Origin of the sequence: Streptomyces sp. NPDC052012, assembly GCF_040689265.1 — a bacterium.
Classification (GTDB): domain Bacteria; phylum Actinomycetota; class Actinomycetes; order Streptomycetales; family Streptomycetaceae; genus Streptomyces.
The window spans coordinates 453,695-469,955 of the sequence record NZ_JBFAXA010000002.1 but is presented as its reverse complement, the minus strand read 5'-3'; the positions used below and the strand labels follow the sequence as shown (position 1 = coordinate 469,955).

General features: G+C 69.1%; 11 protein-coding genes. 4 read left to right on the top strand and 7 right to left on the bottom strand.

Annotation, left to right across the window (positions count from 1 at the left end):
- Positions 1-35 precede the first annotated feature (35 nt).
- Complete coding sequence (locus tag AB0412_RS05760) at positions 36-725, top strand: hypothetical protein (RefSeq protein ID WP_366401205.1); 690 nt, start codon at positions 36-38, stop codon at positions 723-725.
- A 36-nt stretch (positions 726-761) separates the two neighbouring features.
- Here the strand turns inward: AB0412_RS05760 and AB0412_RS05755 are convergent, their stop codons facing one another.
- A complete protein-coding gene (locus AB0412_RS05755) occupies positions 762-1,817 on the bottom strand; it encodes an EcsC family protein (protein WP_366401204.1) in 1,056 nt (351 codons plus the stop codon).
- A gap of 179 nt (positions 1,818-1,996) precedes the next feature.
- The gene (locus tag AB0412_RS05750; protein ID WP_366401203.1) at positions 1,997-3,646 is read right to left on the bottom strand and encodes a hypothetical protein; all 1,650 of its coding nucleotides are present in this window, start codon (positions 3,644-3,646) and stop codon (positions 1,997-1,999) included.
- Positions 3,647-3,836: 190 nt separating this feature from the next.
- Between AB0412_RS05750 and AB0412_RS05745 the strand changes: the two genes are divergently transcribed.
- Positions 3,837-4,205, top strand: coding sequence for a hypothetical protein (locus tag AB0412_RS05745; RefSeq protein WP_366401202.1), 369 nt, complete (start codon positions 3,837-3,839; stop codon positions 4,203-4,205).
- A gap of 9 nt (positions 4,206-4,214) precedes the next feature.
- Here the strand turns inward: AB0412_RS05745 and AB0412_RS05740 are convergent, their stop codons facing one another.
- Entirely contained in the window at positions 4,215-4,685 is a 471-nt protein-coding gene (locus AB0412_RS05740; RefSeq protein ID WP_366401201.1) for an ATP-binding protein, read from the bottom strand.
- Between the two features lie 248 nt (positions 4,686-4,933).
- On the opposite strand from AB0412_RS05740, the gene AB0412_RS05735 reads away from it, so the two are divergent.
- Complete coding sequence (locus AB0412_RS05735) at positions 4,934-5,755, top strand: helix-turn-helix transcriptional regulator (protein WP_366401200.1); 822 nt, start codon at positions 4,934-4,936, stop codon at positions 5,753-5,755.
- Positions 5,752-5,958, top strand: a complete 207-nt coding sequence (locus AB0412_RS05730; protein ID WP_366401199.1) for a DUF397 domain-containing protein — start codon at positions 5,752-5,754, stop codon at positions 5,956-5,958. The genes AB0412_RS05735 and AB0412_RS05730 overlap by 4 nt, the downstream gene beginning before the upstream one ends.
- A gap of 86 nt (positions 5,959-6,044) precedes the next feature.
- Here AB0412_RS05730 and AB0412_RS05725 read toward each other — a convergent pair whose 3' ends face one another.
- From AB0412_RS05725 to AB0412_RS05710, 4 genes are all read right to left on the bottom strand, one after another.
- Positions 6,045-10,364 carry a DNA methyltransferase gene (locus AB0412_RS05725; RefSeq protein WP_366401198.1) on the bottom strand — a complete coding sequence of 1,440 codons (4,320 nt, stop codon included), beginning with the start codon at positions 10,362-10,364 and terminating at the stop codon, positions 6,045-6,047.
- Positions 10,361-13,603: a DISARM system SNF2-like helicase DrmD gene (gene drmD / locus AB0412_RS05720; RefSeq protein ID WP_366401197.1), complete on the bottom strand. Its 3,243-nt coding sequence runs from the start codon at positions 13,601-13,603 to the stop codon at positions 10,361-10,363. The genes AB0412_RS05725 and drmD overlap by 4 nt, the downstream gene beginning before the upstream one ends.
- A 137-nt stretch (positions 13,604-13,740) precedes the next feature.
- Positions 13,741-15,003, bottom strand: a complete 1,263-nt coding sequence (locus AB0412_RS05715) for a serine/threonine-protein kinase (protein WP_366401196.1) — start codon at positions 15,001-15,003, stop codon at positions 13,741-13,743.
- A gap of 178 nt (positions 15,004-15,181) precedes the next feature.
- Positions 15,182-16,123 (bottom strand): serine/threonine-protein kinase, encoded by a 942-nt coding sequence (locus tag AB0412_RS05710; protein ID WP_366401195.1) that lies wholly within the window; start codon positions 16,121-16,123, stop codon positions 15,182-15,184.
- Between the last annotated feature and the right edge of the window lie 138 nt (positions 16,124-16,261).

Below are 16,261 nucleotides of genomic sequence, written 5' to 3'. Positions count from 1 at the left end.
GAGGAGTTGATACGGCGATGCGAAACACTCAGAGCATGACGGCGACCAAGGTGGACTTGATGCTCACCGGGACTACGGTCCCTGACCGTGGCGAAGTACTCGGGCAAGCGATTCCGTTCGACCGGGCCCGTTGGCTGCCTCTTCTGCCCAGCGCCGACTGGTGGCCGCCGGAGCTCGACGACTGCCCGACGGTGGCCGGTCGGCGGAGAGTCGACCGCGAGACGGTCTTCGGTGTCGCCCGCCGATCGGACACCGTCGAAGGCCGTCGGCACTTGCTGACCGCCGCGCTCGTGTGGGGCACGGGAACCAAAGCCCTTTCGGTCACACGTCGCGCAGACATCTTCGCGGCCGCCTCCGCCGGGGACATCGACACGCGCCTGGAGGCAGGACTGGGCACGCTCCGGGAGGAGGGCCCCGTCGCGGCGTACTACGCCTTCAACAACGACCAGCACATCAAGTACCTGGGCCCGGCGTTCTTCACGAAGGTGCTCTACTTCGCCGGTCACGAGCAGTGCGAAGGAGCGTGGCGTCCGCTGATCCTCGACCGTTTCGTCGCCCTGGCGCTGCGGGCCGCCGGCACCGGAGAGATGTGGCCCACAAGCGGTTGGACGACGCCGTGGTACCGCCGGTACTTGCTCCTCGCGCACGAGCACGCGCAGAAAGCGGGTGTCCTCCCGGACCAGATCGAAGCCGCGTTGTTCGCCCGCGGCAAGCAACTTGCGTGATCTCCAGGAAGTGCCCCCTGCGGTAGTGCTCCGAGCTCAGTTGTCGGGCTGGTCCACGGAGTCGGACGGGGTGGACCTCGGCAGCGCATCCTCCTCCCGGAGCAGTTCGACCACGCCGATCGTGTCATCGTCCTGCGCGAGGTCGGCGTCGCCGTAGTCAAGGTCACCGGTCAGGTCGCCGCAAGATTTCTCGATCAGGAAACGTTCGCGATACGCGTCGCGCGCCGAAACAGCGATCCGATCGATGAGCAGGTAGCTCAGCCCCGCGCCGACAGCCATGCCGGCGATGGGCACGAACTGCCCGAGCTTCTTCTTCGGTAGCTGCTGCGTGAACTTCGCCGCGAAGGCCTGGGCGATCTTCGTGAGAACCTTCTCGTTCAACTTGGCCCAAGGAGCGTTCCTCACCAGCAACTGGGTGAGTTGAGACAGTTCGGCGTAAGCGGCCGTCTTCGCCGATGTGCCCGTGGACATTCCGAGAGCGATCACGGACATCACGAAGATTTCCTCTTCGGGATCGCTTGGGTCGTAGCCGTAGTAGAGAGCTGTGGCGGCGACCGTTCGGGTGGAGAGGGCTAGCATCATCGCGGTGTCGGCGGCCATCGCCCCGGCCACGGTTCCGAATCCGGGTGCGGCACCCGCGCCCGCCCCGGCGATCGTTCCGGCGCCGGCGAGCACCTCGCCGCCTGTCACGGCCGCGGCGGAGCCAAGGCCGGACGCAGCTGCCGAGAGCGCGTGGCCGTACCGAAGCAGGTTGTGCCTGGTGACCTCATCGACGACACGCAGGTCGAGCTCACGGATCTCGTCCAACCCGGCGACGTCGTGTCCGGCACGTCGATACTGTTCGACGACACGTTTCTTGCTCACGGTCCGGCTTGCGGTGTCTCCCACAGCCTTCCCGAGGCCCCTTGCGGCTCCGCCGTAGGCGGCAGCCACTTTGTCGGCGCCCGGGGCGCTCTTCACCTTCTGGCCGAGCGAAGCGAGTCGGTCCCGGGCCGACTGCGGAAGGATCTTCTTCGCCTCCTTGCTGAGGGAAGCCGCCTTTCGCTTCTGGAGTTTGTCCCACTCCTGTTGTTCGTAAGCAGAGAGAGTCATGTCATCGCCCCCCGGTATCGAAGTGTTTGTCAGCAGTCCCGCATGATCGCGGCCATGAGTCCGCGCCGCTGGACGAGGAAGTTGTTGCAGCTTCCCGCCGTGACCTCAGCCGGATTCGCCCAGGCCTGCACGGCTCCGGAAGAGGCTCCGAGGGCGGCAGTTCGCGGTGGGCACGGCGCTCACTTCGGCCTCGTCTTCGGTCGGGCGTCGCCGAATCCGGGGAGGGGACGTGCACCCTGCAAAGGGTTCTTCGCCTTCTTCCCCCGCTGCGTCTTCTTCGCCCGCTCCGACTTCTTCGCGGCCGCGGTCCTCTTCCCGTCGCCCGCCTCCTTGGCGCGTCGGCTCTTCCTCGGCTTCCGCGCCGGTGTGTCCGGTCGGCTGTCCAGCCAGCGGCGGGTGGTGGCCATCTCGGCGACCAGCTCGGTGCGTTGCGGTTCCGGCAGTCTCGTCAGCGCCTCCTCCGCCCGTGCCATGAGAGCCGCGGCATACCTGGGCCTGGGGCCACGTCGCTGCCGTGCGCTGCGCAGTGCGTGCCGAATCTCCGTGTCACGGAGGAGGGGGACACCGACGTGCCCTTTCGACTTCGGCTTCGGCCGGGCCGTGGACTGTCGGACCGGGCCGCCCTGGACATGCACGATGGTCTGGTGCTGAGCGGGCTCGGCACTGTGCTGTGGGGCGAGCTGACCGTCCGCGGTGAGCGGCAGCCGCGGCGGAGCCGTGCGGGACGGCACCCCGTACGCGGCGAACGCCCGGTCCGCCTCACGCTGGCACCACCGCTTGAGTACCGCCGACGTCGCAGGAACCCCGCAACCGACAGCGGTGACCACGTTCCCCACGTAGGCTGGCGGGTCACTCTCCCCGGTCTTGATCAGCGCCGACAGCAGCGGACTCCCCTCACCGCCCCCGGCACGCTCCACGGCGACCAGCAGACCGACACGGTCCGGGACGGACAGCCCGAGCAGGTCGCTTCCGGCGGTCCGGGCCAGCGCCTCCCAGGTGGGCCGGGTCCGGAACCTCGCGGCGCTCACCAGCGCCTCCCTCAGCGCGAGCACCTGCTCCTCTCGGGACCGCCGCACCGGCACCGCCCTGCGTCCGGCTCCCGCCTCGGCGGCCGGGCCGCTACCCGAACGGCGGCGCGGCTCCACTCCCGGGACCCGGAGCCCCGCGGGGGTCATCGCACAGGCGTCCAGGGGCACCCAGTCGGTGCTGTGCCGGGGGTCCTCCGCCCTGAGTCGGATGCGCCGTACCGCGCCGTGCGTCTCGAAGCGGAAGCGGAGCAGGTATCCGTACTCGTCGTACAGCTCCTCCATGGTCTCCGGTTGGGCCGTGCCGGGCCCGAAGACCCAGTCGAGGGTGGCCGATTCACTGAAGAGCCGCCGGCGGGCCTGCTGCCACTCGGCATGCGCGAGCCTGCTGAACTGGAAACGCACGTGCTGCTGTCTGGCGGTGCCGACCCTGAAGTCGACGGCGTCGCCGGGGCCGGATCCGAGGTTGCGTGCAGTGGCCCGCCCCTTCAGCCTGTTGCGTCCCGCCCATGCGGCGAGGTCATCCTTGATGAAGAGGTGGTCCGCGCTGGCCGCACCGTTGGCCGTGCGGTGGCAGGAGGTGTGGGGCCGGTGAGCGAAGTGGCAGACCTTGTCGCGGTACAGACGGTCCGACAGCTCATTGCCGCAACCACCGAGCTGGGTGCCGCACCAGTAGGTGTAGGCGGGGTGACGCCGGCGCCAGCGGGTCAATTCGTCCGCGTCCGTCGGCAGGATGATCGCGCGTCCGGAGTTCGGGCCCCCTATCACCGCCGTCTGCACGAGACGGCCGTCTGAACCGTTCACGAATTCCCCCCGCCCCCGGGCCACGTGTGCCTGCCTGCCGAAGAGCGGGCGGGCGGCGATTGATTGGCCCAGTATGTTGTCCGTGCGCTGAGTTCACAAGAGGTTGAGGTCATCTCCGGAATTTCGGCCACAGCCGCGCCGCCGGTGGCATAGGTTCAGCGGTCGTCGGTGTCCGGGAACGGGAGGTCACATGCAGAAGGGCACACTGGAGTACGAAGAGGCTCTGGCGGCCGTGATCGAGATCCTGCGTTCACGAGCGCTCAAAGGCGCGGCGCCAATTTCGTACGGCGACCTCAGCAGCGAACTCGCGCGCCGCGGTCATCACGTCCCGGCCCACGAGGGCCCCATGCCCTACCTCCTGGAGGACGCCTCGGTTCGGGAAAGCCCAGACGGATCGCTCCCCCTGCTGTCGGCCCTCGTGGTGCTGAAGGACACCGGCTGGCCGTCCAGCGGGTTCTTCAAACTCGCCCGGCGCGCACCCTACAAACGGCCGGGCGACGACGTACTGCTGTGGACCCGGGAGATCGAGAAGCTGGCGGAGCACTACGCCACTCGTTGACCGTCTCCTTCAGCCGGTGGTGTGGTGCCGCACCTCCGCCCAGACGGTCTTCGTGTACGCGTCGCGGACCGTGCATCCCCAGCGGTCGGCGTAGGCCTCGACGAGAAGCAGTCCGCGGCCCGACGTTTCGTCGGCGGGCTGTGGTGTCGTGCGCGATGGCAGGCGCTCGGGGCGGGTGTCGGTTACCTCGATGCGGAGGGTGTGCGGCAGCAGGAGCAGCGCGAGTCGGAAGTCTCGGCCGGGGAGGCTGCCGTGGCGGATGGCGTTGGCCGCGAGTTCGGCGGTGACGAGGGCGACAGTTCGGGCGGGGTCCGAGTCGTGCGGGAGGCCCGTCCACTCGGTGAACTGCTGGACGGCAAGTTGGCGGGCCAGGCGGGCGCCGCGTCTTGTGCTGCTGAAGCGCAGGGTCAGGTGGTGGGTGGGGTCGGGGGTGGGAGTGTGGGGCGGCTGCGCCTCGTCGGTGAGCTGATGCTGTGTCACGGTGCCAGGCTGAGGCCGCGAGTGGTCCGCTGACCAGGTACGACGGCCGTACGTCGGTGTCGTCGTACGGGGTGGGTGGCTGGCGGTCGGCTCCGTTGTACGGGCCTTGTACGGGTTCTGCTCGTGTCCCCTTTGCGACGGGCCGCGTTGAACATGGCCCAGTGGGTTGACGTGGAGCGGGGTGCGCTTCGGGGACGGAAGGGTATGGGCGTGTGAAGGCGGTATGGGACGGGCGGAGCGGGCGGGCGTTGAAGGCCAAGGAGGAGGCGCCGGATCTGCCTGGCGTGTGGTCGGCGTACGGCGTCCTCCTCCAGCATCTGCGGAAGCGGGCCGGGTTGAACCAGCAGCAGCTCGGGGACGCCATCGGCTACTCGCTGGAGCAGGTCGCCTCGGTCGAGCAGGGGCGGCGGCCGGCGAAGGCGGCGTTCACAGTGGCGGCGGACCGGGTACTGGGGGCGGGTGGGGTGCTGCAGGTGCTCCAGGATGAGGTGGACCGGGCGAAGTTGCCGAGGTTCTTCCGTAACTTCGCGCTGATCGAGGCGCAGGTGGTCAGCCGGTTCGACTACGAGCCGCTGCTTGTGCCGGGGCTGTTGCAGACGGAGGCGTACGCGCGGGCGGTGTTCGCTGGACACTGTCCGCCGTTCAGCGAGGAGATCATCGACCAGCACACGGAAGCGCGGCTGAGCCGACAGAAGTTGCTTACGCGGGTGCCGCTCGCCGAATTGTCGTTCATCGTGAGTGAGGAGGCGCTGCGCGATCCGGTCGGCGGATCTGAGGTCATGCGCGAGCAGTGGGAACGACTTCTCGAGATCGGCTCGCTGCGCAACGTGGAGATCCAGGTCATGCCTGCCCGGAGGGGGTTCCATCCGGGCAAGAATGGTCCGTTCGTAGTGGTGGAGACACACGAGCACAAGCACCTCGGATACTTCGAGTCCCAAGGTGTCGGGTGCGTCGTCACAGAGCCCTCCGAGGTCAGTACGTTCGCCTTGCGGTATGGCAAGCTGCGATCGCAGGCCTTGAACGTCGAGGAGTCTGCGCGACTCCTCGAACGGATGGTGGGAGAAACATGAGCGTGGAGCGGATGGCCGAGCACGTGGACGGGCTGCGCTGGTTCAAGAGCAGCTACAGCGGATCGGACGGCGGCAACTGCGTGGAGGTGGCTGCCGGCTTGGACGCCATGTACGTGCGTGACTCGAAGGTCGTAGGCGGCGGGCCTGTGCTGCGGATTGGCCAGCGCGAGTGGGCGGCGTTCGTGGCGCTCACGGTGGGGTAGGGCCGAGGGGAGCTTCTTGGGGAAACAGTGGGCTCGCTCGCGGCACCTTTGAGTGACGCGAGCGAGCCCGTCGTCATGCCGTCGGCTCAGAACAGGGCGCCCTCAGCGCCCTCCCCGAAATCCGACCCACCTCGCGCGGCATGCTGCTCCTTGCGCTTCCGGATGGCTTCGGGAGACGGCGGGGGAAGGTCCGGGTGCTTCTCCCTCGCCTTCTCTTCGGTCACACCCTTGTGCAGCCCAAGGTGAACCTCATCTGCGTAGGCCTGGTGATTCAGCTGGCGAAGGCGGTCAATGATCTCGGTTCGGGCGTGGATGCCGATGGTGTAGCGGGTGCCTTGGTCGGTGTCCTGAAAGCCGTGGTCCAATGAATATGTCTCGTGCGTCGGCTCGTCGGCTCGGGTCTTTCCGGAATCGTCCAGGAGGTCTCGCCAGCCGTATGCATCGATGGTGGCTCTGTCGATCTCCTCATGGATACGCCGGAGTTCAATGATGTCCTCATCGTGGCAGTCGGCTGCATGGACCAGGTTGTAGGTGGTGGTTAGCCCCATGCTGCGGGCCTCCATCAGATTTCGGCGGTAGCTGTCGAGGTGGGTTCCGAGGGCGCGGAGCCGCTCGGTAAGCACGGGGCGGACAAGGCTCTCGACGACATCGGTGGGCGCGTAGTTGAGGTCTGCTTTCATCGTTGAACTCCGCGCCAGCGCCCACCAATAGTGGGGAGCGCTGCTGAGGAAGGCGAGAAGAGCTGGGTCTTCGGATGCGAAGACGACCACCTTTTCGTTGAATACCGGGCCCGTCGGCACCATGACCGGCATGACGGACTTGCTGATACGTGCCATCACAATGCATCGATCGAGGTTCTCGATCGCGCGCACCATCGAACTCTGCTTCTCTGCGTACTGCCACCAGCGCTCGCGATACACCTTCCGCTTGTTCTGGTCCCGCTCCGGCTTCACCTCACGCACCACCTTCTCGTAGGCGTAAGGCCATCGCTCACAGGCCGAGCGGGGGAGATCTCTGAAGTTGATGATCCAGCGGCTAGCCCCGTGACTCGGGCTCTGATTGACGTCTCGCCCGTTTACGTATGGAAAGAGCACCTCCCGGTAGCTCTCGTCCTGGGCGATCCACTCTTGCGCCATGGGCTCCGGGAGCGTGAAGCCTGTACCGAGAACCAGCGAGCCAATGTGCGACAGTCCGATGTTCCGCGCCAGAGGCTCAGCCCAGGGCGCGACACGCGTTGCCGGCGCAAGACCTGCGGAGATCCCACTTCGAATCTCCTTGCCGTCCAACACGAAGGGCACAGACTCGGCGGGCTGGGTCTGAGAGGTCCAGACCGCACAGTATTCCAGGGTGGCAGACTTGGAAGGCCAGGGCTCGCTCTTGACAGCCCGTCGGATAGTTGCGCCCCTGTTCACGAGTCGATCCAGTGCCACTTCACGGGTGTCGCCCTGGGCCAGCGTGTTTGTGGCGACTAGGCCGGTCTGCCCAGCCCGGTTGAGGACGGCGTGAGCACGCAGCTCGAAGTAGGCGACGAGGTCCGCGCTGCCGCGGCACTCGTCGGCCAGAAAACTCACCAAGTACTCCCGGTACGCTTCACCAGTCGCACCCGTGATCTTTTTTCCGCCCAGGAACGGAGGGTTTCCCACCACCGCGTCGAACCCGCCTCTCAGCGCAAAGACCTCCGGAAAAACCAACGGCCAATGCACCGGCCGCCGCTCCAGCGCGCCTTCCGGCAACTCCGCCGCTAGCCACGCTTTCGCCCTCCCGCGCGCCTCATGCACGATTTCCGAGTCGTCCTCGACGCCTTCCTCCATGATCCGTTGGACCATCCACGCCGCCTGCGGGTGCAGCTCCCGAACCCGCTCTCCGCCGTCTTCCGCATACCACGGCATCCGCCCCGAGGCACAACTGGCAAGCGCCGCCCCCGCGATCAGGTCCCCCACCAACCGCAGCCGCCCCGAATGCCGGTTGACCTCCCCCAGACGCTTCCGTTTCTCCTGCAGCGCCCGCAGATCCACACCCTTGATCGCAGTGATCGCCAACCGCTCGCGCGTAAGCTGGTCCACCAACTCCCGCGCCTGCTCAGCCAGGACATCGGTCTGCCCGCTCGGCTTCATGTGGACGGACTGAATCTGCTCCATGCTGTGTACACCCAGCAGCGAGTCCCCACACACCAACCGGTCGTCCAGGAACGTGAACGGCCGCCCCGGGTCCATCGACACCAGCCACAGCGACAGCTTCGCCATCTCCACGGCCATGGGGTTGATGTCGACCCCATACAAACAATGCTCAATCACCTGGCGCCGCGCCTCGACCACCACCGGGTCCTGCTCCGCGTCCGCCGCAGTCACCGCGTCCACAGCCCGCCCCGCGCGATAGGTCATGGCATCGGCACGGCCCTCGGACTCCCACGCCTCGATCAGGCGGTCCGCCAGGTAACGGCACGCCGCCACCAGGAACGCCGCCGAACCCATGGCGATGTCCGCGACCTTCAGGTTGAGGATCTGCTCGGAGGACTTCAGCCGCCACTCCCCCGTGTCCGCCGTCTGCAACGGGCCCGGCTCGTACACCAGCGGCTCCAGCGCATGCAACACGACCTCCTCCGCCAGGAAGCGGGGCGTGTAGTGCGTGCCCGTGTTCTTCCTCAGGGACGACTCGGTCACGTACAGCGCACCGTTCGGGATGACCGTCGGCAGGCCACGCAAGTCATCACGCAGGATGCCGACGAACGGCAGCAGCCGCTCCGTGAGCCCCGGGTCCTTCGTCACCGCGTTCAGTCGGCGCCGTGCCTCGGCCGCGTCCTCCGCACCCAGCGGAGCCAACTTCTTCTCCAGCTGCCCCGCCGTCGCCGGGGGCTTCGGGTCCCTCCACTTGTCGTGGATCGACTTCGCCAGCGTCTTCACCGACGCGCCCGACTTCGCCGCCAGCGACTCCAACTCCCGCAGCGGGACCTCATGTTCCAGGCCCTCGGGGCCGATCAACCCCACCATGTGCTCAGTCGCGCGGCGCCCGTCGTACGACAGCAGGCCCTCGTACACGTAACCGATCTGCTCAACATCCAGCGCCCGGAAGCTGAGCGTGCGGACCTCTCGGTCCTTGCCCTTGCCGACCCGGACCTCCTGCACCGCCTGGAGCATGTGCAGGACCGTGCGGTCGTCGATCGGGAGGAGCGGGGTGGTGCGCTCCAGCCACGGGTACTTGTCCGGGTCGAAGATCGAACCGTCGTACGCCGGGAGGTGGAAGCCCGAACCCGGGTGGTCCACTCCCCCGTGCACCGCGTGGAACAGGGCGATCAGGCGGTGCCACGCCGACGTCGTGTGCTCCAGCGACGTCTCGCCCTCCTCGTCCGCCCGCGCCTTAAGCTCGTCACGGAGGAAGCGGGCCGAGTACGAGCGCGCATACACCTCGTTGTCCGCCGGCAGCAGGCCCCGTTCCTCCGCGAACAGCAGGAAGACGACGCGCATCATCACCGCCACGGCGCCCCGGTAGACCTCGCCCGCGCTCACGCCCGACGCGTGCAGCCCCGGCGCCCCGTGCTCGACCGCACGCACGTCCGCCCGCCCTATGGCGTCCACCAGCAGCTCGACCGCCTGTCGGACCTGGATGCCCAGCGCCTCGGTGACGTCCTCGCCCGCCGCCAGGCTGGCCTTCAGCAGACCGACCAGCGTCTCGGCGTCGTCGTACTCGAAGAACCGGCGGCGACGCAGCAGCGAGACGAACGCGCGCACGACGTTCCGCTCCGCCGCCTCGTTCCAACCGATCGCATCGAAGACGGCCGTGGTCGTGACACCGCCCACAGGCGCCCAGACCAGGCACCACCAGCGGCCGTCGGTCACCAGGCCGAGCGGTACGCCGTGGTGGCGCAAGAGGCGGGCGAGGCGGTCAGCGGGGGCCGCGGACCAGTCGCCGCCACCGCCGACACGAGCCGTGGGCGCCGTACCGGCCGGGATCGTCATGCCCAGCAGCCGTACCCGCTTCGCCGCCGACTCCACGTCCGGCTCGGCCGCAACATCCGCACCCGGCTCAACCAGCGCGAAGTCGGGGCGCACCTCGGTGTTGTGCTCCGCGACCCGCAGGGTCAGGCGGTCCAGGCCGTCGTGCTCCGACTCGCCGTGGCGGAATGCCAGTGCGTCGCCCCACTCCAGCAGGCGGCCCAGCACATACGCCACCCACTCGTCGCGGCCCGCCGTCGTGTCCGTCTGCCAGTCGGCATGGCGGGCGCGCAGCCTCGGCCGCTCCTCCTTCTCCAGGGCGTCCAGCTGGGGCCAAGCGCGCAGCAGGACCGGCATGGTCAGGAACGGGCCCGAGACCTCGGTCAGGTCCAGCCACTCCTGGTGCTGCCGGCGGCCGTCGGTGGCCTGGGCCTTGGCGGCGGCTGCTCCACGGCTCATGGTGCGGCGGGGGCTCATCGGCGGGCTTCCTTTGCGGGGATCACGAAGACGACGGCGGCGGGGAAGAGGTGGGAGCGGGGCTCGCGATAGCGGGCGGCGATGGCGGCGAGTTCGCGCTCGCGTTCGGCGGGGAGGCCGTCGAGGCGCTCCTGCCAGCGGCGGCGGTCGTCCTCGAACTGGCGGCGCTCGTGGCCGGTCAGCTCGTGGGTCGACAGCAGGGCCAGCTGCTCGCCCTCCCCCTCACCCTCTTCCTTGAGCTTGGCGCGCAGGGTGGCCTCGAAGCGGTCCAGGGTGGCCGTGATCCGGCGCTCCTCCTCCGCCCGGCGGTCGGCGAGCCTGCTCTCCAGCTGGCGGCCGAGTTCACCGGCCCGGGCCTCCAGGGAGCGGTAGAGAGAGTCTCGGAGCCTCGGCCAGGCCTCCGTCAGCTCCTTGCGGAGGTGCGGGGCCGCCTCGATGCCCTCGGTGAGCGCCTGGGAGAGGACCCTGCCCTGTTCACCCACCGACTCCCAGCGGCGGAAGCGGCCCGTGTCGCCGAACCAGCCGCCCGCGTACAGGACTTCCTCGTGCAGGCGGGTGCCGTCGGTGCCGACGAGGACGTAGCGCGCGTACGCGGAGACCAGGGTCGTCGTCACCGCCGGGTCGTCGGAGACGACCGCCGTGACGCGGCTCAGGCCGATCGAGTCCGCGTTCCAGACGGCCGCCGTCAGCAGACGCGTCGACAACGCCACCAGCGGATGCTTCAGGTGGGCGAGGACCACGTCGTCCTTGGCCTGTGCCGCCACCACCGGGGAGAACGTGAGCGGGCGCTGCTCGCCCTCGCGGAGCTTGTGCGCGAGGCCTCGGGTCGCGCGCTCCCAGCTCCCGGACAGGGGCTGGACCTCGAACAGGTCGCCCGGCTCGAAGTCCTCGGCCATGAACGTCGACGGCAGGAGCGGCGGCTGGTTGTCCAGTGCCAGGGCCGTGTCGACGACCCGCTTGACGTTCGCCGGCGTCAGACCCAGCGCGGTCACCGTCTCGTCGTACTGGTCGGCGAGCCGCTTCGTCTGCGCGGTGACGTTCTGCTCCGGCGCCACCTCGCCACCGGTGCGGCGGCCCTTGATCGGCTTGGGCCTGGCGTTCTCGATGTCGACCGGTGCGGTGTCGCCCGTCATGCGGCGCTGTACGGCGTCGGCGAGGACGGCGTTGACGGAGCCGAGGTCGTGCTCCATGCGCGCGACCTTCTTGGCCACACGGGAGAGGAACTCCAGGTCGGCCTCGTAGGAGCCGGCCTGGGCCTGCTGCCAGCCGGCACCGATGAAGTGGGTGATCTCGGGGTCGTGCTTCTGGCCCCAGCGGTCGATGCGGCCGATGCGCTGTTCGAGCTTGTTGGGGTTGAAGGGGATGTCGTAGTTGATCAGGCGGTGGCAGTGGTTCTGGAGGTCGATGCCCTCGCCGGCGGCGTCGGTGGCCAGGAGAATGCGGACCTTGCCCTCCTCGCGGGACGGGTCGGTCTGGAAGCCGAGGCGGATGCGCTCGCGCTCCTCCGCCGACAGGCCCCCGTGCAGGCGCTCGACGCGGCCGCCGTCGGTGAGTTCCTCCTGCTGGAGGAGGTCGTACAGCCACTCCTGTGTGTCGCGGTACTCGGTGAACACCACGACCCGTTCGTTGGTCCACTTCTTGCCGTCGGGGCGGCAGATGGCTTTGAGAGTGCGGATCAGCGCCTCCGCCTTGGAGTCCGGTGCCGCCTCGTGCGTGAGGGCCCAGCGCTCCATCTCCTGGAGGAGGTCCAGTTCCCTGCCGTCCTCCGCCGGGGTGAGCGAGGTGGAGCGGGTCAGCGCGTCGTCCTCGGCGTCGACCAGCCCGGTGTCGTCGAGGTCGGCGACCAGGTCGGCGAACTCTTCCAGCCACTCGGGGACTTCGGCGGCCGCGGAGCGACCCCGTGCGGGGCCGGTGTCCTCCAGGTGGGACAGGTAGACCTGGACGGTGTGCAGGAAGGCCGCCGGGGAGGAGAACAGGCGCTTCTTCAGCAGCAGGGTCACCAGGTCGGCGGCGCGGCGTCCGCCCCGGGCCTTCGGCGTCAGCTTCTTGCGGCGCAGCTCGGCGAACTCACCGAGCAGACCGTGGATCTCGCGCTCCTGCGGGGTGTAGTCGACGGGGAGTTCGAGGGTCTTGCGGGTACGGAAGCGGGGTGTGCCGTCCGCGTTGGTCACCGTCGACTTCAGGCGCCGTACGACGGTGTCCTTGAGCGCTTCCTTGTCGGGGTCGACTCCGCGCGCGAAACGCTGGTCGTCGATGAGTTCCAGGAGCGCCGTGTACGACTCCGGGTAGCCGTTGTGCGGGGTGGCGGAGAGGAAGAGCCGGTGCTCGAAGTGCGGGACGAGGCGCCGGATCAGCTTGGTCTGCTGGGAGTCGACGGCGTACACCTGCTTGGGCGCGGCGGGCGCCACGTGGTGGGCCTCGTCGAGGACGAGCAGGTCGAAGAAGCGCTTGTGCTCGCCGTCGGGGCTCTCCTCGGGGGCGCCGATGACCTCGTCGAGGAGGCGCTGGGCCTTCTGGCCGCGCAGCCAGGGCAGGGAGACGATCGTGAGCGGGTGGACGCGGAAGGGGTTCGCCGCCGTGCCGTGGGTGCGGCGCAGGCGGGCGCAGTGCTCGGAGTCGACGATGGTGAACTCCAGGCCGAACTTCTCGGCCATCTCGTCGCGCCACTTGAGGGTGAGACCGGCCGGGCAGACCACCATGGTGCGGCGGGCCCGGCCGCGCAGCAGCAGTTCCTGCACCACGAGACCGGCCTCGATGGTCTTGCCGAGGCCGACGTCGTCGGCGAGGAGCAGGTTGACGCGGGGCGCGCCGACGGCGCGGGACACCGGCTCCAGCTGGTACGGCTCGACGGCGACGCCGGAGCGGAAGGGGGCCTGGAGGGTCTTGGCGTCGGCGGAGGCGACGGCGGACCAGCGGACGGCGTCGAGGAACGCGGCGAGGCGGTTCGGGGAGTCGTAGGTGCCGGTGGAGGCGTCGGGGAGGGAGCCGGCGGGCAGCACACGGCGGCCGGGCTCGACCTCCCAGATCACGGAGAGGGTGTCGCCGAAGCGGCCGTCGGCGACCGACTGCAGGTGGACCAGGGTGGCCGGGCGGCGGTTCTCGTGGCCGTTGGGGGACGGCGGAGTCGGCTCTACACGGGCGACCACCCAGGACTGGCCGCGTACCTCGACCAGGTTGCCCTCTTCGGGGAGCGCCTCCGCCCCGGTCCGCTCGGTCTCGCGCTGAGCTGCTGGCGTCATGGGCGCTGTTCCCCTCGCTGTTCTCTGCCGCCGTCCGTAGACAGTTCCCTGTCTCCCCTCCGAAACGACGTGATCGCAGGCTAGCACGACCCATTGACTGTGAACAGAGATTACAAAACTTAGCTGAGGGCGCTGCCTCAGCCCATCCGGCGCAGCCGCTCCAGCAGTGCCCGGCTGCGCCCTAGCCCGGCGTCCCTCATGGGCAGGATGCGGTCCTCTTCGTCGGCGAGGCGACGCAACAGCTCCTCGGCAGCATGCCGCTCGCCGGTGCGGATCAGCAGGACGGCGATCTCGTAGCGGGTGTCCAGCACGGCTGGGTGACCCGGCCCGAGCAGGCTGCGCTGTTCGGCGAGGACCGACCTCAGTTCGTCCAGGGCCTCACGGGTGCGCCCGAGCGCGGCGATACACAGGGCGGCTCCGGCCCTGGCGGTGAGGGCACTCGCGCGGTCGAGGCCGCCGACGGCCATCAGCTCCTGATACTCCTCCAGGGCGCGGGCTGGACGGCCCGCTCGACGCAGGGCCTCGATCTCGGCCAGGCGGGGATGAGCGGGCATCTCCTCGGTGACGGGAGCGGGCCTGGGCGCCCATGCGGCGAGCAGGGCGGCGACCTCCGCGGCGGAGGCGGGCCGGTCCTCGGGCTTCTTCTCCAGCAGCCGCTCGACCAGCGTCCGCAGGCCGTCCGGTACATCGGGGCGGCGGTCGGCAAGCGGCGGGACGGGTTCGGTGGCGTGCCGGTGGTACAGCATGAAGGGGCTGCCGTCAGTGAAGGGCGGTGCTCCGGTGAGCAGTTCGTACAGGACGCAGCCCAGCGAGTAGAGGTCGCTGGCGGGCACGGTCTGGCCGACGGCCTGTTCAGGCGCCATGTAGACGACGGTGCCGGGAGTGGCGTTGGAGGCGGTGAAGCGGGTTTCGCCGGGCTGGGGCTCGAGCGCGGCGGCGACCCCGAAGTCGAGGACCTTGATCTCACCGTCCGGGGTGATCATCAGGTTGGACGGCTTGAGGTCGCGGTGCACCACGCCCTGAGCGTGGGCGTAGGACAGCACCTCGGCCGTCCGGCGGGCGACGTCCGCGGCCTGCTCGATGGCGAGCGGTCCGTCGTTCTTGAGGACGGCGTCCAGTGCGCGGCCCGGGACGAGGTCCATGACCAGGTACAGCTCGCCCTCGTGGTTGCCGTGGTCGTGGACGGCGGGGACACCGGGGTGTCGCAGGCGGCTGGTCAGGCGCGTCTCGCGCAGGAAACGGCGTTCCAGTGTGGTGAGTTCGGCACCGCGACCGCGGATCGCGAGCACCTTGACGGCCACGTCGCGATGGTGGTCGCGGTCGTGGGCCGCCCAGACGACCCCCATGCCGCCCCGGCCCAGTTCGTGCGTGAGCTGGTACCGTCCAAGGCTTCGCCGCATCGCGCCCCGTCCCCAGTTCCGGCGCCTGCCGCGCCCGCCACCTCCCGACGGCCGGGAACGCACGGCACCCAGCCGACGAGACCATTCTGTCACTGGTCACGGCACGCCTGCGCCCCATGTGACCAAAAAGGTGGGCGTTGCAACCACCTCCGTCTCCGCCAGGTCGCGCGGGAGAAGTTCACAGGGGCAGTGGGCCCTGCGGGAGGAGGAAGGGACGTCGGGGGTCCTCGGGCACGGTACGCCGGACGGCCAGCTCAGGGCGCGGATCCGGCAGGTGGGGTGCGAGGGCCGCGTACACCTCTGCCGCCGAGGAGGGACGGTCGTCCGGCCGCTTGGCGAGCAGGGCCGTGATCAGGTCCTGGAGGTCGCCGGGCACGTCGACCCCCGCGTCGGCGACGAGGGGCGGGGGTGTGGCGAGATGGTGGGAAGCGAGGAGCGCCGGCTGGTGGGTCGGGAAGGGGGGCGCACCCGTGAGCATGTGGTGCAGCAGGCAGCCCACGGCGTACAGGTCGCTGCGGCCGTCGAGCCGGTCCCGGCCGGCCAGGAGCTCGGGAGAGGCGCAGACGAGGTTGCCGACGCCCTCGCCGGTCGTCGTCAGCCGCGGATCCACGTCACTGAGCAGCTTGACGAGCCCGAAGTCCAGGATCTTCACGATCCCGTCGCGCCGGATCATGATGTTCTGCGTCTTCAGATCACGGTGGACGAGGCCGGCCGCATGGACCGCGGACAGTCCCGCGCAGATCTGTGCGCCGACGGCGGCTGCGGAAGGGACGTCGAACCGCCCGCTGTCGTGCTGGTCGAAGAGGTACTCGAGGGTAGTGCCCTCGATCAGTTCCATCACGAGGCAACAGGTGTCGTCCGTGAGCGACGCGTCGAAAACGGTGGCGACGTTGGCGTGGTTCAGGCGCGCGGCCGCCTTCGTCTCGCGGTTGAACCGCGCCAGGGTCGCATCGCGGCCGCTCGCCACGGCCAGCAGGTCCGTGGCGACGGTCTTCACCGCGACGGGCCGGTCGAGGGGCAGGTCGCGCCCCCGCCACACCTGGCCCATCACGCCGCGACCAAGGACCGATTCCAGCCGATAGCGGTCACAGAGCACCATCCCCGGCACCGGACTCGGCATATTCCTTGACCTCCACATTCTCTGCACATCATGGTGGAACGAGGACTCTGTGAACAAAGTCAATAAGCGTAGTAGCCTCTCAGCACTACGGCAGCTGGGACGCCGACCAGCCCAGCCGCCAAGTACCTCGGAGACTGA

Excerpts from the sequence above, each read along its gene's own strand:
- drmD (WP_366401197.1), bottom strand. The coding sequence starts at position 13,603 with ATGACGCCAGCAGCTCAGCGCGAGACCGAGCGGACCGGGGCGGAGGCG.
- AB0412_RS05725 (WP_366401198.1), bottom strand. The coding sequence starts at position 10,364 with ATGAGCCCCCGCCGCACCATGAGCCGTGGAGCAGCCGCCGCCAAGGCC.
- AB0412_RS05755 (WP_366401204.1), bottom strand. The coding sequence starts at position 1,817 with ATGACTCTCTCTGCTTACGAACAACAGGAGTGGGACAAACTCCAGAAG.
- AB0412_RS05715 (WP_366401196.1), bottom strand. The coding sequence starts at position 15,003 with ATGCGGCGAAGCCTTGGACGGTACCAGCTCACGCACGAACTGGGCCGG.
- AB0412_RS05730 (WP_366401199.1), top strand. The coding sequence starts at position 5,752 with ATGAGCGTGGAGCGGATGGCCGAGCACGTGGACGGGCTGCGCTGGTTC.
- AB0412_RS05760 (WP_366401205.1), top strand. The coding sequence starts at position 36 with ATGACGGCGACCAAGGTGGACTTGATGCTCACCGGGACTACGGTCCCT.
- AB0412_RS05745 (WP_366401202.1), top strand. The coding sequence starts at position 3,837 with ATGCAGAAGGGCACACTGGAGTACGAAGAGGCTCTGGCGGCCGTGATC.
- AB0412_RS05710 (WP_366401195.1), bottom strand. The coding sequence starts at position 16,123 with ATGCCGAGTCCGGTGCCGGGGATGGTGCTCTGTGACCGCTATCGGCTG.